22 protein-coding genes are annotated in these 18,767 nt (G+C 63.7%); 13 read left to right on the top strand and 9 right to left on the bottom strand.

The window, feature by feature from the left end:
* Window positions 1–79: 79 nt before the first annotated feature.
* A complete protein-coding gene (locus tag WA904_RS01920) occupies window positions 80–871 on the bottom strand; it encodes a transporter substrate-binding domain-containing protein (RefSeq protein ID WP_425195433.1) in 792 nt (263 codons plus the stop codon).
* A complete protein-coding gene (locus WA904_RS01915) occupies window positions 868–1,647 on the bottom strand; it encodes a GntR family transcriptional regulator (RefSeq protein ID WP_425195432.1) in 780 nt (259 codons plus the stop codon). The genes WA904_RS01920 and WA904_RS01915 overlap by 4 nt, the downstream gene beginning before the upstream one ends.
* Before the next feature lie 240 nt (window positions 1,648–1,887).
* Between WA904_RS01915 and WA904_RS01910 the strand changes: the two genes are divergently transcribed.
* From WA904_RS01910 to WA904_RS01895, 4 genes are all read left to right on the top strand, one after another.
* Window positions 1,888–2,340, top strand: a complete 453-nt coding sequence (locus WA904_RS01910; protein WP_425195431.1) for a VOC family protein — start codon at window positions 1,888–1,890, stop codon at window positions 2,338–2,340.
* 209 nt (window positions 2,341–2,549) lie between these two features.
* Window positions 2,550–4,295, top strand: a complete 1,746-nt coding sequence (locus WA904_RS01905) for a long-chain fatty acid--CoA ligase (RefSeq protein ID WP_425195430.1) — start codon at window positions 2,550–2,552, stop codon at window positions 4,293–4,295.
* Between the two features lie 138 nt (window positions 4,296–4,433).
* Window positions 4,434–5,426, top strand: a complete 993-nt coding sequence (locus tag WA904_RS01900) for a catalase (RefSeq protein ID WP_425195429.1) — start codon at window positions 4,434–4,436, stop codon at window positions 5,424–5,426.
* 238 nt (window positions 5,427–5,664) lie between these two features.
* Window positions 5,665–6,558 carry an ion transporter gene (locus WA904_RS01895; protein ID WP_425195428.1) on the top strand — a complete coding sequence of 298 codons (894 nt, stop codon included), beginning with the start codon at window positions 5,665–5,667 and terminating at the stop codon, window positions 6,556–6,558.
* Here WA904_RS01895 and WA904_RS01890 read toward each other — a convergent pair.
* Window positions 6,555–7,112: a YaeQ family protein gene (locus tag WA904_RS01890; protein WP_425195427.1), complete on the bottom strand. Its 558-nt coding sequence runs from the start codon at window positions 7,110–7,112 to the stop codon at window positions 6,555–6,557. The two genes, WA904_RS01895 and WA904_RS01890, sit on opposite strands and share 4 nt — an antisense overlap.
* An 89-nt stretch (window positions 7,113–7,201) precedes the next feature.
* Here WA904_RS01890 and WA904_RS01885 point away from each other — a divergent pair, with 89 nt between their 5' ends.
* From WA904_RS01885 to ppk2, 8 genes are all read left to right on the top strand, one after another.
* The gene (locus WA904_RS01885) at window positions 7,202–8,227 is read left to right on the top strand and encodes an LLM class flavin-dependent oxidoreductase (RefSeq protein ID WP_425195459.1); all 1,026 of its coding nucleotides are present in this window, start codon (window positions 7,202–7,204) and stop codon (window positions 8,225–8,227) included.
* Window positions 8,228–8,279: 52 nt separating this feature from the next.
* Window positions 8,280–9,302, top strand: a complete 1,023-nt coding sequence (locus WA904_RS01880; RefSeq protein ID WP_425195458.1) for a methionine synthase — start codon at window positions 8,280–8,282, stop codon at window positions 9,300–9,302.
* Between the two features lie 8 nt (window positions 9,303–9,310).
* Complete coding sequence (locus tag WA904_RS01875; RefSeq protein WP_425195426.1) at window positions 9,311–10,492, top strand: serine hydrolase domain-containing protein; 1,182 nt, start codon at window positions 9,311–9,313, stop codon at window positions 10,490–10,492.
* 23 nt (window positions 10,493–10,515) lie between these two features.
* On the top strand, window positions 10,516–11,028 hold the full coding sequence (locus WA904_RS01870; RefSeq protein ID WP_425195425.1) for a cupin domain-containing protein: 513 nt from the start codon (window positions 10,516–10,518) through the stop codon (window positions 11,026–11,028).
* Between the two features lie 181 nt (window positions 11,029–11,209).
* A complete protein-coding gene (locus tag WA904_RS01865) occupies window positions 11,210–11,872 on the top strand; it encodes a glycine zipper 2TM domain-containing protein (RefSeq protein WP_425195424.1) in 663 nt (220 codons plus the stop codon).
* Window positions 11,873–12,055: 183 nt separating this feature from the next.
* Entirely contained in the window at window positions 12,056–12,337 is a 282-nt protein-coding gene (locus tag WA904_RS01860) for a DUF427 domain-containing protein (RefSeq protein WP_425195423.1), read from the top strand.
* A 20-nt stretch (window positions 12,338–12,357) separates the two neighbouring features.
* Window positions 12,358–12,795 carry a universal stress protein gene (locus WA904_RS01855; RefSeq protein ID WP_425195422.1) on the top strand — a complete coding sequence of 146 codons (438 nt, stop codon included), beginning with the start codon at window positions 12,358–12,360 and terminating at the stop codon, window positions 12,793–12,795.
* Window positions 12,796–12,984: 189 nt separating this feature from the next.
* Entirely contained in the window at window positions 12,985–13,878 is an 894-nt protein-coding gene (gene ppk2, locus WA904_RS01850) for a polyphosphate kinase 2 (protein ID WP_425195457.1), read from the top strand.
* 138 nt (window positions 13,879–14,016) lie between these two features.
* Here ppk2 and WA904_RS01845 read toward each other — a convergent pair whose 3' ends face one another.
* The 3 genes from WA904_RS01845 to WA904_RS01835 form a co-directional block, all read right to left on the bottom strand.
* Complete coding sequence (locus WA904_RS01845) at window positions 14,017–14,772, bottom strand: SDR family NAD(P)-dependent oxidoreductase (RefSeq protein ID WP_425195421.1); 756 nt, start codon at window positions 14,770–14,772, stop codon at window positions 14,017–14,019.
* Between the two features lie 53 nt (window positions 14,773–14,825).
* Window positions 14,826–15,479, bottom strand: a complete 654-nt coding sequence (locus WA904_RS01840) for an intradiol ring-cleavage dioxygenase (protein ID WP_425195420.1) — start codon at window positions 15,477–15,479, stop codon at window positions 14,826–14,828.
* Between the two features lie 68 nt (window positions 15,480–15,547).
* Entirely contained in the window at window positions 15,548–16,243 is a 696-nt protein-coding gene (locus WA904_RS01835) for an RluA family pseudouridine synthase (RefSeq protein WP_425195419.1), read from the bottom strand.
* 38 nt (window positions 16,244–16,281) lie between these two features.
* Here WA904_RS01835 and atpE point away from each other — a divergent pair, with 38 nt between their 5' ends.
* On the top strand, window positions 16,282–16,524 hold the full coding sequence (gene atpE / locus WA904_RS01830) for a F0F1 ATP synthase subunit C (protein ID WP_425195418.1): 243 nt from the start codon (window positions 16,282–16,284) through the stop codon (window positions 16,522–16,524).
* Here the strand turns inward: atpE and WA904_RS01825 are convergent.
* From WA904_RS01825 to WA904_RS01815, 3 genes are all read right to left on the bottom strand, one after another.
* Window positions 16,521–16,775 (bottom strand): VF530 family DNA-binding protein, encoded by a 255-nt coding sequence (locus tag WA904_RS01825; RefSeq protein WP_425195417.1) that lies wholly within the window; start codon window positions 16,773–16,775, stop codon window positions 16,521–16,523. The two genes, atpE and WA904_RS01825, sit on opposite strands and share 4 nt — an antisense overlap.
* A 132-nt stretch (window positions 16,776–16,907) precedes the next feature.
* The gene (locus tag WA904_RS01820) at window positions 16,908–17,051 is read right to left on the bottom strand and encodes a hypothetical protein (RefSeq protein ID WP_425195416.1); all 144 of its coding nucleotides are present in this window, start codon (window positions 17,049–17,051) and stop codon (window positions 16,908–16,910) included.
* 38 nt (window positions 17,052–17,089) lie between these two features.
* Window positions 17,090–18,397 (bottom strand): NAD(P)/FAD-dependent oxidoreductase, encoded by a 1,308-nt coding sequence (locus tag WA904_RS01815; protein WP_425195415.1) that lies wholly within the window; start codon window positions 18,395–18,397, stop codon window positions 17,090–17,092.
* Between the last annotated feature and the right edge of the window lie 370 nt (window positions 18,398–18,767).

Genomic DNA, 18,767 nt, shown 5'->3' with positions numbered 1-18,767 from the left:
GGCTTTGCCGGGCCGCAGCGGATGCCCCCTGCAAGGGGGAGGCGGTTACGCGAAGCGAACCGCAACGGGGGTGTGCCAATTACTCGGGCAGGGTGCCCGCGGGGCGGCCTAGCCATTTGACGGACATTTTGTCGATGTCGCCGCTTTTCTTGGCGGCGGCGATGACTTCATTGACTTTCAGGCGCAGCTTGTCTTCACCCTTGGCAACGCCGATGAAGTTGGGGCTGTCCTTGAGCAGCAGCTTGTATTCGGTGTTGAGCTGCGGGTTCTTCGTCATCATGTTGCCGGCCACCGACACGCCGGTGGCGATCAGCTGCACCTGGCCGGCGGTGTAAGCCGACACGGTGGTGTTGTTGTCCTCGAAACGCTTGATGTCCGCACCGGCCGGGGCGACTTTGGTGAGTTCCTGATCTTCCAGGGCGGCGCGCGTGACGCTGATGGTTTTTCCGGCCAGGTCGGCGAAGGACTTCACGGTGATACTTTTGGGGCCGAACACCGCCTGGAAGAAGGGGGAATACGCGGCGGTGAAGTCGATGACTTTTTCACGCTCCGCGTTTTTGCCCAGGGTGGAAATCACCAGGTCGGCCTTTTTCGTCTGCAGGTAAGGGATGCGGTTCGCGCTGGTTACAGGCACCAGTTCGACCTTGACGCCCATCTTCTGGCCGATGTAGTTGGCCATGTCCACGTCCAGGCCCTGGGGTTTGAGGTCAATGCCGACCATGCCATAGGGCGGGAAGTCGGTAGGCACGGCGATCCTGATCGTCTTGGCCTTCATCACATCGTCGAGCGCGGTTTGTGCCTGGGCACCCGAAGCTGCCAGCACGGCAGCGGCTGCCAGGCCGACAGAGAAAAGACGTTTGCTTGGGTTCATAACAGGGCTCCTAAGTAGGTTGAAGATTCTTCCGGGGTTTTTGCCACGCGCTGGCCTGGCTTGCGAACACTTGTATGCAACTCTTGTGCCGTTTTTTGCCTGGGCGGCGACAGCGGGCTCAGGGCACTGCGCAGCTGTGCCAGCGGATCGCCACCCGCGGCCTCCAGCCGTAGCGCTGCCTGCACGCTGCCGATGTGGCTTTGCATGAGTTTTTCGGCTCTGGAAAGGTCGCCTTTTTCCAGCGCCTCGACAATCTGCACATGTTCCTCGCAGGACTGGGCGGCATCGTGCGAGGACTGGTACAACATGGCGATCAGGGTGGTGCGCGCGGTGAAGTCGCGCAGGGTATCGGCCAGCAGGCTGTTGCCCAGGCATTCGGCCAGGCACACATGGAAGTCGCCGAGCAAAAAGCTGCGCAGGCCCACGTCCTTGCCCTTGACGGCGGCTTTCTCCCGGGTCAGATGGTTTTTGAGCTGCTTGATGGCGGTCTTGTTGACGGCGGTGGTGCAGCGGATCAGGCCCATTTCAATCACGCGGCGCGCCTCGAATGCTTCGCGCGCTTCGTCCTGCGAAGGTTCAATCAGGTACCAGCCACGCCGCGCGCTGACGGTGACGATGCCGCGCGCGGCCAGGTGTGTCAGGGCTTCGCGCACGATGGTGCGGCTGCAATCGAACAGCATGGCGAGCTGCTGCTCGCCCAGGCGCGCGCCGGGGGCAAGCTTTTGCGCCATCACGGCTTCGATGATGCGGTTGCTGATATCGGAAGCAGTTGCCATGCAACGGACGATGCATTTCCCGTGCCAGGGATTCAGGCTGATGGCGGTAACTGGTATACAAGTTTTGTGCACTGTTGTGGCGTACGAGCGCATCAAACCGAGGCTTTTCTGGTGCTCGCTGCACCAAACGCAGGCATGCGGCAGGGTGTCGGCATTTTTTTTTCGTCTGGCGATAATGGCCGCGATGGGGGCGTCCACCCTCTGTTCGTTCGCCGGATCAGCAACCAACCGGAACATGCGATGGCCGAAGTCACTGGAATCGATCACATCTACATCACCGTTTCAGACCTGGCGAAGTCAGAACCGTTCTACGACCAGGTGATGATGAAGGTGCTTGGTTTTCGCAAGAACACATTTGCCATCGGGGGCGATCCGCATATCCAGTATTTCAATCGCCACTTTGGTTTCGTGCTGCGTCCCGCGCGGGTCCACACCAGCCACGAGCCGTATTCGCCGGGCCTGCACCACTTCTGCCTGCGCGTCGATTCGATCGAGGATGTGCATGCAGTGGCGCAGCAGCTTCGGGCGGCCGGCATTGTCACCACCGACGCGCAGTTGTATCCCGACTACGCGCCGGACTACGTCGCGACTTTCTTCACGGACCCGGACGGCATCCGCCTGGAGGTCACCAATTACCGCGAGGAACGCAGGGAGCGCCATGACCACTGGCATTGCGTGAAACCGGTGCCCTGACCGCTGGGGGAAATTCTGCAGTGGGTGCCTCAGGAAAGGCTGGCACCCGGGCCCTTGACGGCTTGAGCCCGGCGCGGCGTTTCCGCGGCGAGAAATCTGTCGGCGGCGGTCTCTCAGGCGACAGCTTTTTATCCGGAGCTTCCCCGATGCAAACCTCGCGCCGGCAGGGTAGGCTGGGGTCCCGCCTCGCGCAACCACTGGAGCCCGACTTGTCCGACCCGAAAGCAGTTGCACCTGCGACCCCCCAAGCGAATCCGCACACCCTGCATTACAAGGTCTGGCCCAAACGTTTGCCGCACAGCGTCACGGCGCCGGCCATCTCGCTGTGGCACAACCTCGCGATCAGTGCACTGCGTTACCCGGACAAGCCGGCGCTGGTGTTTTTCGACCGCGCCTTCACCTATGCCGAAGTACTGCAAAAGGCCGAGCGGCTTGCCGCCACCCTGCATGACATGGGCGTCAAGAAGGGCGACCGGGTGGTGCTCAACATGCAGAACTGCCCGCAGTGGGTGATTGCCCATTTCGCCATCCTGCGTGCCAACGCCGTCGTGGTGCCGGTCAACCCCATGAACCGCGCGGAAGAACTCAAGCACTACATCACCGACCCCGACGCGCGGGTGGCCATCACCTCAGCCGACCTGGCGCCCGAGCTGGCCAGGGCCAACGCCCAGCTGGATGCAGGAGAGCGGCTGCAGCACATGATCGTCACCCATTACAGCGATGCCTTTGACGTGGACGCTGCGTCGGCCGACCTGCCGCCAGCCTGGCGCGAGTGGCTGGGCACGCTACATCCGGCGCCAGCGCTGGAGGGCGGCACCGTCACCGCCTGGAACGAGGCCGTGGCGCAGGACGCGCAGGGCCGGTTGCCCGAGCACACCGCCACGCCGCAGGACCTGGCGGTGCTGCCTTACACCAGCGGCACGACCGGCCTGCCCAAGGGCTGCATGCACACGCATGCCAGCATCATGCACAACGCGGTGGCCAGCGGCCTGTGGATCAGCAGCACGCCGGAAAACCGAGTGCTTTCGGTGGTGCCCATGTTCCACATCACCGGCATGGTGTCGGTCATGCACGCGTCGATCTACGGCGGCGCCACGCTGATCGTCATGCCGCGCTGGGACCGCGAACTCGCCGGACGGCTGATCTCGCGCTGGCGCGTCACGCACTGGACCAACATCCCCACCATGGTGATCGACCTGCTGGCCAGCCCGAACTTTGCAAGTTTTGACCTCAGCAGCCTGCTCTACATCGGCGGTGGCGGCGCGGCCATGCCGCAGGCCGTGGCCCAGCGGCTCTGGGAGCAATACGGCCTGCGTTTTGCCGAGGGCTACGGCCTGACGGAAACTGCCGCGCCATCACACAGCAACCCGCCCGACGCCACCAAGCAGCAATGCCTGGGCGTGCCCTTTGTCAACGTCGACGCGCGCGTGGTTGACCCGACGACCCTGGAAGAAATGCCGTTGGGCGAGCAGGGCGAGATCATCATGTGCGGGCCGCAGAATTTTTCCGGCTACTGGAAACGTCCGGACGCCACGGCGGAGGCTTTCATCGAGATAGATGGCAAGCGCTTCTTCCGTTCGGGCGACCTCGGGCGCGTTGATGAAGAGGGCTACTTCTTCATCACCGACCGGCTCAAACGCATGATCAATGCATCAGGCTTCAAGGTCTGGCCGGCCGAGGTGGAGGCGCTGATGTTCAAGCACCCGGCGATCCAGGAGGCCTGCATCATCAGCACCAAGGATGCCTACCGCGGCGAAACCGTCAAGGCAGTGGTGGTGCTGCGGCAAAGTCACAAGGGCCAGGTCAGCGAGGAAGACGTCATCAACTGGTGCAAGGAGAACATGGCGGCCTACAAATACCCGCGTGTGGTCCAGTTTGTCGATGCCCTGCCCAAGAGCGGGGCCGGCAAGGTGATGTGGCGCACGTTGCAGGAGGCGGAAGGCGTTTCGGCCTGATGTCTTGATGATGAAAAGTGCCTCTGGCCCTTTTGCAGCAGGCGCCAATAGCTATCAAAAAAAGAGCAAGCTCGCCGCCCCGGCTGACCATGGACGGGCGTGGCGTATGGTGCGCAACAAGCACAGCAGGAGATTCCGATGAGCACACAGACACCCAGCACGGCATGGCAGGAGCGCATTGCCGATGACGAAGCCGCGCGGTACGAAGCTTACGCCCGGCGTTTTGCGGACATCCAGCGCCGCAAGTCGGCGCGCTACGGCACCGGCCGCACGCTGCACCGCAAACAACTGACCGCCGCCCGCGGCGAGCTGCGGGTGCTTGCGGACCTTCCTGAATTTGCCAGGCACGGTTTGTTTGCCGCGCCGGGTTCCCATGAGGTGCTGCTGCGCCTTTCCAACGGCGGACTGAACAAGGCCAGCGACAGCATGCCCGACATCCGCGGTTTTTCATTCAAGGTCTGGGGTGTGAGCGGCGACGGTGCACTGGGCGGTCCGGCCCTGAGCCAGGATTTCACGCTGATCAACCAGGAGAAATTTGCTTTCGCCGGCAGCGCGGAGTTTGTTGATCTCGTCGAAGCCGCTTCGCATGGCAATGGGGCCTTGGTGAAGTTTTTCTTCAAGCGTTACGGCTTTTATCGCGGACCCGTGCAACTGGCCAAATTGCTCAAAACCGCAGCCAAATCCTTCAAGGGGTTCACCACCGAATCTTTTTTCAGCAGCGTGCCCATGGCCTGCGGCCCGTACGCCGTGCGCGTGCGCTTGTTGCCTGCCTCCAGCAACGGGCCAGCTTCGGCCGATGCCCAAAAGGACTGGGGGGCAGACTTCGCCCGGCGGCTGGCCACCGGCGCCCTGCAGTACGAGCTGCAACTGCAGCCCTTTGTGAACGAGAAGACCACGCCGATTGAAGATGCGTCGGTCAACTGGCCCACGCCTTACACCACGGTTGCCTTGCTCACGCTGCCGCAGCAGGCTGCCAGCCCGGACCTGCTGGAACAGGCCGAAAGCAATGTGTTCGACCCCTGGCAGGCTTTGGAGCAACATCGCCCGCTGGGCGACGTGCAGCGGGCCCGCAAGGTGGTTTATTTCCAGAGTCAGCAAGGCCGCGGGGCAAGTGCCAAGCCTTTGTCCTGAGCATTCTCTCCGGGTCGGTCGCCGCAGTTGTACGGAAAAGCAGGCTTCTATCATGAAAATGGCCACCAGCCCTTGTCTGATATGCGTAGACAGCTACTGAAACCATAGCGACAGGCGTTGGGGTTACAACAAGCAGGGTTCCTTGAACCGGACCTGTTCGTTGCCCCCGCGGGGAAGGAAGCCGGTTAAAGTCAAGCCCCGGCAAGCGAACAAGCGCGGCGCACAACGCTTCATCCACATGGCAAACCCTTCTTTCCCCACTCCACCACAGGACAAGCCGCTCGAAGGCTGGCGCCTGCGCTGGTACACGGTTATTTTCGAGGCCGACACGCGCGCTGGCCGCCTGTTTGACCAAGCCCTGATTGCCGTCATCCTGCTGAGCATCGTGGTGGTCATGGCCGACAGCGTGCAGGCGGTGCACCGCACGCATGGTCCGTCGCTGGCCGCTGCGGAATGGCTGTTCACCCTGCTGTTCACGGCGGAATACGTGGCGCGCCTGCTGTGTGTGCGCAGGCCGCTCAGGTATGCCGCCAGCTTCTTCGGCATCATCGACCTGGTGGCCGTGTTGCCGACTTACCTGGCCCTGTTTTTCCCCGAATTGCATGCCCTCATCGACGTGCGTGTGCTGCGTTTGCTGCGTGTGTTCCGCGTCTTCAAGCTGGCTGCCTATGTGGCCGAGTACCAGTTCCTCGGCCGCGCCCTGGCGGCCAGCAGCCGCAAGATCCTGGTCTTTCTTTCGGCCGTGGTGATGGTGGTGCTGGTCCTGGGTACGCTGATGTATGTGGTCGAGGGCCAGACCAACGGCTTTACCAGCATCCCGACCTCGGTCTATTGGGCCATCAGCACGGTCACCACCGTGGGTTTCGGCGACATCGCGCCCAAGACCGATCTCGGCCGGCTGATTGCCTCGTTCATGATGCTGATGGGCTGGGGCATCCTGGCGGTACCTACCGGCATCGTGACCGCTGAAATGGCAGCGCAGCGGCGCGAGCAGCTGTCCCATGCGCCCACCACCCGGACCTGCCAGGAATGCCTGAGCGAGGGCCATGCGGCCAACGCTTCCTTCTGCTTCAAGTGCGGCGCACATTTGCCGCCGTACCAGCAGCAGGGTGCGGACCTGCCGCCCTCCTAAGCGCCGGCGGTCAACCTGCGCGGCGTGATCTCCACCGATTCCGCGCCGGTGCTCATCCACACCGTGCCGTCCTGCACTGTCACCTGGAGCTGGATGGTGCGGTTGGCCAGTTTCGCCAGGGCCTGGCTTTGCGCCGCGTCGATTTGCCATACCACCAGGTTGGCGGCGCGGGTGAGTTTGGTTTCCATGGTTTTCCACCACACCGGCGTGCTGCTGGCAAAGCTGTAGACGCTGACGCGTTCTGCCCGGCCGGCCGCACGCATCAGGCGCTTGTCGTCGGGCTGGCCGACGTCGATCCAGTGCAGGATGGCGTCGGTGTAGTCCTTGTGCCAGAGGGCGGCTTCGTCCACATCCCACAGGTCCTTGGCAAACTCGAGGTGGCCGCGCTTGTCGTCGGCGGGCACGTTCAGTGCAAAGGCCAGCAGCCGGATCATCATGCGTTCGTCCGCCTCGGAGGGGTGGCGCGCAATCGTCACGTTGTGGTCGCCGTAAACGCCGCGGTCCATGTCGGCGATTTGCAGCTGGGCTTTGTAGATGGTGGCCTTGAGTGCCATGGTGTTTCTTCTGGTGAATGGAGCGGTCGGTAACCCTCTATTGGAACAGACCAGCGGGCCGGCGCAGCTCTGGCTATAGTGAAGCCATGATTCGACTGTCTGTACTTGATCAATCCGTGGCCGTGACCGGCCGCAGCGAGGACGCCTCCATCCGCGAAACCCTGGCCCTGGCACAGCATTGCGAAACCCTGGGCTACGAACGCTTCTGGCTCAGCGAGCACCATAGCCACCCGACGATTGTGGGCAGCGCGCCCGAGGTGCTGATGGCCGCCATCGCCGCCACCACGCAGCGCATCCGCATCGGCAGCGCCGGCGTGATGCTGCCGCACTATTCATCGCTCAAGGTGGCCGAGCAGTTCCGTGTGCTGGAAGCGCTGGCGCCGGGACGCATTGACCTGGGTGTCGGGCGCGCACCGGGTTCGGACGGCCGCACCGCCCAGTTGCTCAATCCGAATGCGCGCCACGCGGCCGACCATTTTCCGCTGCAGGTGCGCGAGCTGCAGGCCTGGATCAACGGTACAGAACTGCCCGAAGGCCACCCCGGCCGTGGCGTGAGCGCCAACCCGACGGGGCCAGGTGCCCCCACACTCTGGATGCTGGGCAGCTCCAACTACGGCGCACAACTGGCCGCGCACTACGGCCTGCCGTATGCGTTTGCTTACTTCATCACAGACGGGCAGGGAGCTGAAGAGGCGCTGGCCATGTACCGCGAGCTGTACCGGCCCAGCTCGCCCCACCCCGTGCCGCAGCCCGCGCTATGTGTGTGGGCCCTGGCGGCCGATACCGAAGCCGAGGCCTGGCAGCTTTTCTCCAGCCGCGAGCGCTGGAAAATTGACCGGAACAAGGGCGCCCTGGGGCCGCTCCAATCCCCGGCCGAGGTTGCGCAGCGTCCGTACAGTGCAGTTGAGCAGGCCGATGCCGAGCGGCTTCGCAGCACGGCGCTGGTGGGCACTGCCGAACAGGTCGCAGGCAAGCTGCGCGCGCTCTCGGAGGCGCTGCAGGTCGAAGAACTCGTGGTTATCACCTGGGCACATGATCCCGTCGCCCGGCGCCGTTCCTACGAGTTGCTGGCGCAGGAGTTTTGCAGCGTGCCAGTCCGGCCCGGACCGCGCTGATCCTTTTTCATCCAACGAGACAACCACCCGAGGAACACCCATGACTTCTCCCCTGTTTAGCGCCACCATCGCCGGCAGCCTGCCCAAACCCGCCTGGCTGTCCGAAACCCAGAAACTCTGGCCCCAATGGAAGGCCGAAGGCGCCGAGCTGGCGCAAGCCAAGCTTGACGCCACGCTGCTGTGGATCAAGGCACAGGAAGACGCGGGCCTGGATGTGATTGGCGACGGCGAGCAGTCGCGCCAGCACTTTGTGCACGGTTTTCTCGAACAGGTCGAAGGCATCGACTTCGAGCACAAGGTCAAGATGGGCATACGCGACAACCGGTATGACGCCATGGTGCCGCAGGTTGTTTCGGCGCTCAAGCTCAAGGGGCGCGTGCATGCAGCCGAGGCGCAGCTGCTGCGCGCCCACACCACGCGCAAGATCAAGTTCACGCTGCCCGGCCCGATGACGATTGTCGATACCGTGGCCGACCAGTTTTATGGCGACCGCGCGAAGATGGCCATGGCCTTTGCCGAGCTGCTCAACCAGGAGGCGAGGGCGCTGCAGGCCGATGGCGTGGACATCATCCAGTTCGACGAACCGGCCTTCAATGTCTATATGAAAGACGCCGCCGACTGGGGCGTCAAGGCGCTGGAGCGCGCCGCGCAGGGTCTGACCTGCACCACTGCCGTTCACATCTGCTACGGCTACGGCATCAAGGCCAACAATGACTGGAAGGAAACGCTGGGCCAGGAATGGCGCCAGTACGAAACGGTGTTTCCGGCACTGGCCAAAAGCAGCATCCAGCAGGTCAGCCTGGAGTGTTACCACTCGCATGTACCGCCGCACCTGATGGCCCTGCTTGAGGGCAAGGACGTCATGGTGGGCGTGATCGACGTGGCCAGCGACGAGATCGAAACGCCGGAGCAGATTGCAGACACCATTGGCGAGGCGCTGAAGTATGTGCCCAGGAACCGCCTGCTGCCGTGCACCAACTGCGGCCTGGCACCCATGAGCCGGGACGTGGCACTGAAGAAGCTGCAGGCGCTGGCCCAGGGCGCGGCGCTGGCGCGCGAGCGCTACAGCGCGTGAAAGCGGGCATGGCTGAACTGGCTTTTGTTTCCCCCGCCGAGGTGGGCCTGTGCCCCGTGCGCCTGCAGCGCATGTTGTCCGTACTGCAGTCCGACATCGACAGCGGGCGTTTGCCCGGTGCTGTGGCGCTGGTGGCCCGCCGCGGGAAGGTGGCACTGTTCGAGAGCCTGGGCCAGCGGGACCCGGCGGCGGCAGGCGCCATGAGGCGCGACGCCATTTTCCGGATCTACTCCATGACCAAACCCGTGGTTTCGGTCGCGGTGATGATGCTCGTGGAACAGGGCAAGCTCCTGTTGAGTGACCCGGTGGCCCGTTTCCTGCCGGAATTCCTGAACCAGAAAGTTGCCGTGGAGCGCCATGGCCGGCTTGAGCTAGAGGACGCCAACCGGCCGGCGACTGTGCAGGACCTGCTGCGCCACACCGCCGGACTCACCTATGAGTTTCTGGGTTCGGCCGAAGTACAGCGGCAGTATGCGAAGCAGCAGATGGGCTCGCGCGAGCGCAGCAACGCGGAGTTCTCGCAGACGCTGGCGGCCTTGCCGCTGATGTACCAGCCCGGCAGCGTCTGGGAATACAGCCGCGCCACAGATGTGCTGGGGCGGCTGGTCGAAGTGGCCAGCGGCCAGCCCCTCGGTGAGTACCTGCGGCAAAATATTTTCATTCCGCTCGGCATGCAGGAAACCGGCTTTGCGGTGGCCGAAGCCGATCATGCCCGCATTGCGGAACCGTTTGCACATGACCCGGACGGCGGTGTGCCGCTGCGCCTGCTGGATCCTCGCCGCTCCATGGCCATGGAAAGCGGTGGTGGCGGCCTGCTTTCCACCGCAATGGACTACGCACGCTTCCTGCAGTTCATGCGCAACCGGGGGAAGCTCGGTGGTGTGCGCCTGCTGGGCTCGCGCACGGTGGACTTCATGACGGCCGACCATCTGGGCAACATTCCCGTCGTGGGTGACGTGTTGCCGGCGGGTTACGGCTTTGGCCTTGGCTTCGCGGTGCGCCGGGCCGCAGGCATCTCGTCCGAGCCCGGCTCCGCGGGCCTGTATTACTGGGGCGGCATTGCCGGCACCACGTTTTTTGTGGATCCCGCCGAAGACCTGTATGCCGTGCTGATGATCCAGGCGCCCAACCAGCGCGACCACTACCGGCCCCTGTTCCGCACCCTGGTGTACGCTGCGCTGCTGGATTAGAAACCTGTTTTCCGGAGACAACCATGAGCCATGACGTACATAGCCACGCTGATGGACACGATCATGCGTCCGCAGGCACCGACTGGAAACATGACGGTGTGCGTGTGATCCCCGGTGGCCAGCTCGACGGCAACGTGCCGTCCACGCCCGGCATGGACCGCAAGGCCGCCATCAACTTCGCTCGCGTCGGTGCGCAAAAACTCTGGGCCGGCACGGTCACCATCCACGCCAATGCGAAGACCGGCGCGCATCACCACGGCCATCTTGAGAGCGTGATTTACGTGGTGAGGGGTCGCGCCCGCATGCGCTGGGGTGAGCATCTCGAGTTCACTGCGGAGGCCGGGCCTGGCGATTTCATCTACGTGCCACCTTATGTGCCGCACCAGGAAATCAATGCCAGCCCGACCGAATTGCTGGAGTGCGTGTTGTGCCGCAGCGACGGCGAGGCAGTGGCCATCAACCTGGATATCACGCCAGCTGAAAAACCCGAGCAGGTGTTGTGGATTGACCTGACCCATCCGCAGGGTGGCGTCTGAGAAAGCCTGTGTAAAGCGCCGGTCAAGCCCGCGTGTGCGTCAGGTGAAGCCCGGCGCAACCGCGCAATACCGCACAGTTGGAGGGGGCTTGCGCTAACCTTCCCTTACGAATGTCACTTCGTCCTACATGCGCGTTGACACGGGATGGGTACAACTGAGGCTCACACAAGGAGTACCCATCATGGATACAAACAATCAAGTCCCGGCCACGCCGGGTGCCCAGCCCGGTTTTTCCCAGCGCATGCAACACAGCAAGGCGCTCATCGCCATTGTGGCCGTGCTCGGCGTCACGGTGCTGGCGCTGGCCGCCGCGCTGGTGGTGAACCGGTCTGACGCCCAGCCTGGCGGCACCGACGCCATGGCCCCCACGACCCAATCAAGCACGGCCGGCAAGCTGGCCAGCGCCGACAGCAAGCCGGCACCCGCAAAACCGGCAGCCAAGCCCAGGCCTGTTGCCGTGGCACAGGCGCCAGCACCCAAACCCGTGGTGTGCGCCGATTGCGGCACGGTGGAAGCCGTCACCGCGGTGCAGCGCCAGGGCCAGGTTAACGGGGTGGCGGTAGGCAACACCACGATCGGCCTGGGCACGGTGGCCGGCGGTGTGGTGGGCGGCCTGCTGGGCAACCAGGTAGGCGGTGGCAGCGGCAAGACGGCCATGACCGTGCTTGGCGCGGCAGGCGGCGCCTTTGCCGGCAACCAGATCGAGAAGAACATGAAGAAGGTCACCGTCTACCAGGTGCGTGTGCGCATGAACGATGGTTCCATCCGCACCGTCGAGGTGTCCAGCTCGGTTCCGGTGGGTTCGCGCGTGATTGTTGAAGGCAACAACCTGCGCATGGCCTGATTCCGCGCCGCCCCTGCGCGGCCGGCCGGCTTCCCGAACCAGGCGTGATGGGTGACCATCACGCCTTTCTTTTTTGCCTTTTTCCGGGCGCCGTTCCCAGCCCGCACGGAGTGTGCGAAGATTGTTCACGCAATTCCCGTTCTCCTCCGCGCAGCGGACCCCAGCAATCCATGAAAGAAGTGTATGAAGGCCATCTGGAACGGCGCAGTCATTGCGCAAAGCGACGACACCGTGGTGCTTGAAGGCAACCACTACTTTCCCGAAAGCGCGCTCAACCGCGACTACATCACCTTCAGCAACCACCACACCATGTGCGCGTGGAAAGGGCAGGCCAGCTATTACTCGCTGCTGGTCAATGGTGAAATGAACACCGACGCCGCCTGGTACTACCCCGACCCGAAACCCGAGGCCGAGAACATCAAGGGCCACGTGGCCTTCTGGAAGGGTGTGAAGATCGAAGCCTGAATTCCCGAGGAGACCTGACCATGTTCAAGCACATCCTGCTGCCGGTTGACGGCTCATCCACCTCGATGATGGCGGTAGACAAGGCGTGCGGGCTGGCGCAGGCCTTCAACAGCGAGGTGACGGTCATTTACGTGATCGATCCCTACGCCTTCAGCGGTGTCGGCACCGATTTCGCCTACGGGCAGGCGCAGTACCTGGGCGCGGCCACCGCCGAAGCCAACGAAGCGCTCAAGGGCGCCACGCAGGTGCTGGAGACGGCGGGGGTGAAGGTCAAGGCGTCCGTCATCGAGGGCCACGCGATTTACCGGGGTATCCTGGAAACCGCCAGTTCCATCGGCGCCGACCTGATTGTGCTGGGCTCGCACGGCCGCCGCGGACTCGAGAAACTCGTACTCGGCAGTGTTGCCGCGCAGGTGTTGTCGCATGCCCACCTGCCCATCCTGGTAGTGCGCGACTAAGCCTGGAAAACCCCGGGATTCAGAAGGAAACAGGGTTCCAGCCCTTTGTTTCCGGGCGTGATCAGCTATCAGATTTGTAGCGTCCGGGCGCTTTCATTAAACCGCCACATTCATCGTCTAGGCTGCATTCTGGAGGAGACCTTCGTTTCCTGGCAGGAGTACATCTTGGATTCAAGTGACGAAGAACTGATGCGGCGTATTCGCAGCGACCTGATCGACAGCTATGACGAGGAGCTCGAAATGGAGCTCGACGACCGGACCATGGACCAGTTCGCCGGAGAAGAACCGGCTGGTCACAGCGGTAGCGACAAGGAAAGCCGACGCCAGTATTTTCGCGAGCTGTTCCGGTTGCAAGGCGAACTGGTCAAGCTGCAGGACTGGGTGGTTGCGAGTGGCCACAAGGTGGTCATCCTGTTCGAGGGCCGCGATGCGGCCGGCAAGGGCGGGGTGATCAAGCGGATCACGCAGCGGCTGAATCCGCGTATTTGCCGCGTGGCGGCCCTGCCGGCGCCCAATGACCGTGAGCGCACGCAGTGGTATTTCCAGCGTTATGTGTCGCACTTGCCGGCGGCCGGCGAGATGGTGCTGTTTGACCGAAGCTGGTATAACCGCGCCGGCGTCGAGCGGGTCATGGGGTTTTGCACCGACGCGCAGTACGAGGAATTCTTCCGCACTGTGCCCGAGTTCGAAAAAATGCTGGTCAGCTCGGGCATTCAGCTCATCAAGTACTGGTTTTCGATTTCCGACGAAGAACAGCACCTGCGATTTCTCGGGCGCATACATGACCCTCTCAAGCAGTGGAAGCTGAGCCCCATGGACCTGGAGTCACGCCGCCGCTGGGAGGCCTACACACGGGCCAAGGAAATCATGCTGGAGCGCACGCATATTCCCGAGGCTCCATGGTGGGTAGTGCAGGCGGTGGACAAGAAAAAAGCCCGGCTCAATTGCATCCACCATTTGCTGCAGCAAATGCCTTACGAGGAAACCGAGCATCCGACTATCGTTTTGCCGGAGCGGGTGCGCCACGAGGACTATGTGCGCCGTGCCGTACCGCAGGAGATTGTGGTGCCCGAAGTCTATTAGGATTTTTCTGGCAGTAACGCGCGTGAGAGTGCCCTCTTCATCAGCCGGGGCCGCGGAACCGGCTCCGCCGGGCCGCAGGCGCAGCGGCCCCCTCGGGGGGCAGAGAGTTACACGCAGTGAACGAACGTGGGGGCTATCTCAATCCCGCACATCCGCCACCGGCTGGCTGCCGAAGTCGGGCCGGGCCAGGTAGGCCAGGATGCGCGCGGCTGCTTCATCAGGCGAGGTGAGTTGGCCCTTGTCCTTGAGGTTGATGAAATTTTGCTGGTCGGGGAAGGCCGAGGCATCGGCGCCGCGCAGCTGGACCTGCATGTCGGTGTCGATCACACCCGGCGCCAGCGAGCAGACGGCCGCACCGTTGGGTTTGAGCGCTTCCTCCAGCGCGACGCAGCGTGTGAAATGGTCCAAGCCGGCCTTGGCTGCGCAGTAAATCGACTGCGAGGCCATGGCCTTGCGCCCCAGTCCCGAGGAGATGTTGAGCACCTTGCGCCTGGCTGGCCAGCTTTCAGTGGCGCGCAGAAAAACCGCGGTGAGCAGCATCGGTGCTTCCAGGCCGACACGCAGGCCCTGGCGCAGGTCGTCGGCATCCGCTTCGCTGAGCGGGCCGATGCGCGGGATCATGCCGGCGTTGTTGATGAGCACGGCGCTGGAAAAGCCGGCGTGCGCCTGCTCCCGCAGCCATTGCTCCAGGCGTGCGCTGATGTCCGCGCCCCGGGCCAGGTCCTGCGTCCATTGCTGCAGCGGGGTACCGGCCATCCTGGCCTGCGCGGCCAGAGTGTCGTTGGCCTTGCGCGAGATGCACAGCAGGGTGTTGCCCGGCTTGAGCAGCTTGCGGGCCATGGCCAGCCCCATGCCGCGCGAGGCGCCGGTCAGGATAAAAAGATGTTGGGTCATGGCTGTTGATGTTACCGACAAAAAAGGGGAGTGCTCAGGTGTTGGCCTGCCGTTCAGGCGGACACCACGATCGGAAAACGCGCCTGCAGTCCGTCGCTGCCCGGCGCAAAAGGCACGGTCAGGGCGGCCCGGTCGGTCTCGCCCAGGCTGCGCCACAGGGAGTCACGCGTGTTGCCGGGGTCGCCCGCCACATAGAGCTGGGTGGTCAGCAGCTCGCGCTGGCCGAGTTTGACCTTGACATGGATATGCGGCGTGCGACCGGCGTAGGCCACCGGACGCAGGGTGCGAAAGCGGTAGCGACCATCGGCGCCGACTGCCACACGTCCAAAGCCCTGGAAGCGGCGGTCCGCCTTGTCGCCGTCCCCGGGATGGTGGTAGCGGCCGGCGTGGTCGCATTGCCAGATTTCCACCAGTGCACCCGCCACCGGCTTGCCGGCCAGGTCGCTGACACTGCCCTCGACCCAGGCGCTTTGGCCCTCGGGATAGGCCAGTGCGCCATTGCGCAGTAAGTCATGGTCGCTGTCTTTGGGGAAAACCACCGGGTAATACGGCCCTTCGGTTTGTGCCGGTGTGGCGCGAAGGCCGGCAGCCGGCTGGGCGCGCACGCCCAGCCACAAGGCCGGTGCTGCCACCAGTGCCGCGGCCACGGTGCGGCGGCGAAGGGTGAGCGGGAAAACCGGGGAAGAGGGCGGTAGCGCAGGGTGCATCGGAGGTCTCCAGTGTTCAGCGTGGGACGCGAAACACGCGGCGAAGTTCCGGTGCGGCCCGAGCCCGGTCAGAAGGGAACCGGGCTTTCAAGCTGCATCTGCCCGCCGCTCACCGGGTGCACAAACCCCAGCCTGCATGCATGCAGCAGCAACCGGGGCGAACGCGCCTGCACATCCGGCGGGGCATACAGCCTGTCGCCCAGGATGGGATGGCCCAGGGCCTGCAGGTGCACACGCAACTGGTGCGAGCGGCCGGTGACGGGTTCAAGTTCGAGCCGCGTCGTGTTCGCAGCCGCATCGAAGCCAAGGGTCCGCCAGCGTGTCTGGCTGGCCTTGCCATGAGCGGTGTCAATGATGCGCAGCGGCCGGCGCGGCCAGTCCACCATGATGGGCAGGTCGATCAGGTTCCAGCCGTCCGGCCCCGGGGCCGGCACAGGCCGGCCCTCAACCACCGCGCAATAACGTTTGTGAACCTGCCGGCGCTCGAACAGGGCGCCGAGTGCGCGCTGTACCGCCACGCTGCGCGCCATCAGCATCAGGCCGGAGGTGGCCATGTCCAGACGGTGCACCACCAGCGCGTCGGGATAAAGCGCCTGCACGCGGGCGCTCAGGCAGTCCTGCTTGTCCTCCCCCCGGCCCGGAACCGCCAGCAGGCCGGCAGGTTTGTCCAGCACCAGCAGGGCGGTGTCCGCGTGCATGAGGGTGATGCCCTTCGCATTGCCATTACCTGCGACGTCATGGATTTCAGGCTGGTCCGCGCTCATGATGACGTCATCAGCAAGTACGACCAAGGAGAAAAATCATGAGTGACGCAGGTGCCATTTCGATTGCATGTGGTTTGATGATCGGCCTGGGTGCCATCGGTGCCTGCATGGGCATTGGCGTGATGGGCGGGCGCTTCATCGAAGGGTCGGTTCGCCAGCCCGAACTGATGGAGCCGCTGCAGGTCAAGATGTTTTTGCTGGCCGGCCTGATCGACGCCAACTTCCTGATCGGTGTGGGTGTGGCCATGATGCTGCTGTTCGCCAACCCGCTGGCGAGCTAGCTCCTGGGCGGCGGGAAGTTGTGCACGGTCGGGGCGGCACGCCGCTTCTCACGCAGCATGAAGAGGTAAAGGCTTTCAACCTTTTCACGAGCCCAGGGCGTTTTGCGCAGGAACTTCAGGCTGGATGCCACGCTGGGTTCGCTGGTGAAGCAGCGGATCGCGATGCGCTGGCCGAGGCCTTCCCAGCCATAGTGTTCCGCCAGCGCCGTGACCATGGCCTCCAGCGTCACGCCGTGCAGCGGGTCTGTCATAGGGCCCCCACGTTCGTCACTTCGTGTACTTCACTGCCCCCCGAGGGGGCCGCTGCGCCTGCGGCCCGGCTAAGCCGGTTCCGCGGCCCCGGCTGGTCTGGGGAAGAGGGAGCCCCTGCTGACTTCACCGCTTTATTTGTTCTTGAGCTTGCCGCGCAGGGGCACCTGCGTGACGATGGTCGGACGCACCGCATCGGGCGACACGGATTTGGGGGGGGCCGTGTCCTTCTTCGGCTTCTTGACCATCTTGTCCTTGTTTTGCTGTCCTTTTGCCATGGTGTTCTCCGTTGGGTTGATGGGATATGCGGTGATTATCAATGCAACTTGATGCGTGGGCGGTAGGTGCGGTCAATCATTTCCGACAGCGTGATCAGCGCGGTTTTTTTCCAGCCACCCAGCGCCAGCTGGTGCTGCTTGTGCAGCGCCCAGTACATGATTTTGGCCAGTTGCCCCTCGATGAAAAAGCTGCCCTTGGTCAGGCTGCCCATCAGGCTGCCGACCGAGGAGTATTCCGACAGCGACACCAGCGAACCCTGGTCGCGGAACACAAAGGGGGGGACCGTCTCGCCGCGCTGCAGCCGCGGCAGCGCCCTGACCAGGTACATGGCCTGCTGGTAGGCCGCCTGTGCGCGCGGCGGAACCCAGGTGCCGTCGGGTTGCTGGCAGGCGGCGCAATCGCCGAAGGCATAAATGTCCGGGTCGGCGGTCTGCAGGTTGCCGTTGACGACCAGCTGGTTGAGCCGGTTGGTCTCCAGTGGATTTTCCCCACCCAGCGTCTTCAGGAAATCGCCCGCCTTGACGCCGGCCGCCCAGACACTGAGGCTTGATGAAATCACCTTGCCGCTGGCCATCTTCAGGCTGTCCGCGGTGACCTCGATCACTTTCTCGTTGGTGTGCACCTCGATGGCCAGCTTGCGCAGCTCGCGCAGGGCGGACTCGCTCAGGCGCTCGGGCAGCTGCGCCAGCAGGCGCGGCGCCGCTTCTACAAGCACGATCTGCAGGTCTTTTTCCGGATGGATGTGGTCGAAGCCGAAATTGGCCAGCACCTTGGCCGAAGCATGCAGTTCGGCCGCAAGTTCCACCCCGGTGGCGCCGCCGCCGACGATGGCCACGGTCAGGCGGCCGCTGCCGGCGCTGCGCGGCACGGTCTGCGCGCGTATGCAGGCGTTGATCAGGCGGTCATTGAAACGTTTGGCCGCCTGCGGACTGTCCAGCTTGATGGTGTGTTCGGCTGCGCCCAGCGTGCCGAAGTCGTTGGTCTGGCTGCCCACCGCAATCACCAGGGTGTCGTAAGCCAGCTGTTGTGCCGGCGTGATCTCGCGCCCGGCCTCGTCATGGCTGGCGGCCAGCTGCAGGGTTTTGGCGCTGCGGTCCACGCCTTCCAGACGGCCCAGGCGGAACTTGAAATGGTTCCAGCGCGCCTGCGCCAGGTACTCGATCTCTTCGGCGTGGGTGTCAAAACTGCCGGCCGCCAGCTGGTGCAGCAGCGGCTTCCACACATGGGTGCGCGCCGCATCCACCAGCGTGATTTCGGCCAGCTTTTTTTTGCCCAGGCGCTTGCCAAGTTGCGTGGCCAGTGCCAGCCCACCGGCGCCTCCGCCGACGATGACGATGCGTTGCATGAATTTCCCTCCTCGGCATCAGGCTGCCGGCAGTGTTGTTGTGGCGACATGGTAACTGGCGGAGGTGGCTGGCGTTATTGCGAGTTTTGGGTGGGGACTTTATCGCTGTGAAAATCTGGTTGTGGTGTGAACAGCTTTGGTGGTTTGCCAGCAGGCCGGGGGTTGCCCGGCGGCAAGTAACTTTCTTTTGCGTCGCCAAAAGAAAGTCACCAAAGAAAAGGCGACCCGATGGTCTGGGTCCCTTCGCTTCGCTGCGGGCAGCCTGCGGTGCTCGACAAAAGCGGGGTCTCGCTCGAACTCGCCTTCGGCTCAGACAATCGCGAGCCCTGATCCGCTTTTGCCTGCGCTCCTCGGCCCAGCCCGACGGGTT

The organism is Polaromonas sp. (assembly GCF_049790275.1).
GTDB lineage: Bacteria > Pseudomonadota > Gammaproteobacteria > Burkholderiales > Burkholderiaceae_C > Polaromonas.
Note: the sequence above shows the minus strand (reverse complement) of the source record. Positions and strands in the feature narration are given on the sequence as shown.

Bases quoted from the DNA above. Each gene is read 5' to 3' on its own strand.
- WA904_RS01870 (WP_425195425.1), top strand. From the start codon at position 10,516: ATGAGCCATGACGTACATAGCCACGCTGATGGACACGATCATGCGTCC.
- WA904_RS01900 (WP_425195429.1), top strand. From the start codon at position 4,434: ATGAGCACACAGACACCCAGCACGGCATGGCAGGAGCGCATTGCCGAT.
- WA904_RS01915 (WP_425195432.1), bottom strand. From the start codon at position 1,647: ATGGCAACTGCTTCCGATATCAGCAACCGCATCATCGAAGCCGTGATG.
- WA904_RS01845 (WP_425195421.1), bottom strand. From the start codon at position 14,772: ATGACCCAACATCTTTTTATCCTGACCGGCGCCTCGCGCGGCATGGGG.
- WA904_RS01890 (WP_425195427.1), bottom strand. From the start codon at position 7,112: ATGGCACTCAAGGCCACCATCTACAAAGCCCAGCTGCAAATCGCCGAC.
- WA904_RS01895 (WP_425195428.1), top strand. From the start codon at position 5,665: ATGGCAAACCCTTCTTTCCCCACTCCACCACAGGACAAGCCGCTCGAA.
- WA904_RS01920 (WP_425195433.1), bottom strand. From the start codon at position 871: ATGAACCCAAGCAAACGTCTTTTCTCTGTCGGCCTGGCAGCCGCTGCC.
- WA904_RS01820 (WP_425195416.1), bottom strand. From the start codon at position 17,051: ATGGCAAAAGGACAGCAAAACAAGGACAAGATGGTCAAGAAGCCGAAG.
- WA904_RS01910 (WP_425195431.1), top strand. From the start codon at position 1,888: ATGGCCGAAGTCACTGGAATCGATCACATCTACATCACCGTTTCAGAC.
- WA904_RS01860 (WP_425195423.1), top strand. From the start codon at position 12,056: ATGAAGGCCATCTGGAACGGCGCAGTCATTGCGCAAAGCGACGACACC.
- WA904_RS01825 (WP_425195417.1), bottom strand. From the start codon at position 16,775: ATGACAGACCCGCTGCACGGCGTGACGCTGGAGGCCATGGTCACGGCG.
- atpE (WP_425195418.1), top strand. From the start codon at position 16,282: ATGAGTGACGCAGGTGCCATTTCGATTGCATGTGGTTTGATGATCGGC.
- WA904_RS01835 (WP_425195419.1), bottom strand. From the start codon at position 16,243: ATGAGCGCGGACCAGCCTGAAATCCATGACGTCGCAGGTAATGGCAAT.
- WA904_RS01865 (WP_425195424.1), top strand. From the start codon at position 11,210: ATGGATACAAACAATCAAGTCCCGGCCACGCCGGGTGCCCAGCCCGGT.
- WA904_RS01855 (WP_425195422.1), top strand. From the start codon at position 12,358: ATGTTCAAGCACATCCTGCTGCCGGTTGACGGCTCATCCACCTCGATG.
- WA904_RS01815 (WP_425195415.1), bottom strand. From the start codon at position 18,397: ATGCAACGCATCGTCATCGTCGGCGGAGGCGCCGGTGGGCTGGCACTG.
- WA904_RS01875 (WP_425195426.1), top strand. From the start codon at position 9,311: ATGGCTGAACTGGCTTTTGTTTCCCCCGCCGAGGTGGGCCTGTGCCCC.
- WA904_RS01840 (WP_425195420.1), bottom strand. From the start codon at position 15,479: ATGCACCCTGCGCTACCGCCCTCTTCCCCGGTTTTCCCGCTCACCCTT.
- ppk2 (WP_425195457.1), top strand. From the start codon at position 12,985: ATGCGGCGTATTCGCAGCGACCTGATCGACAGCTATGACGAGGAGCTC.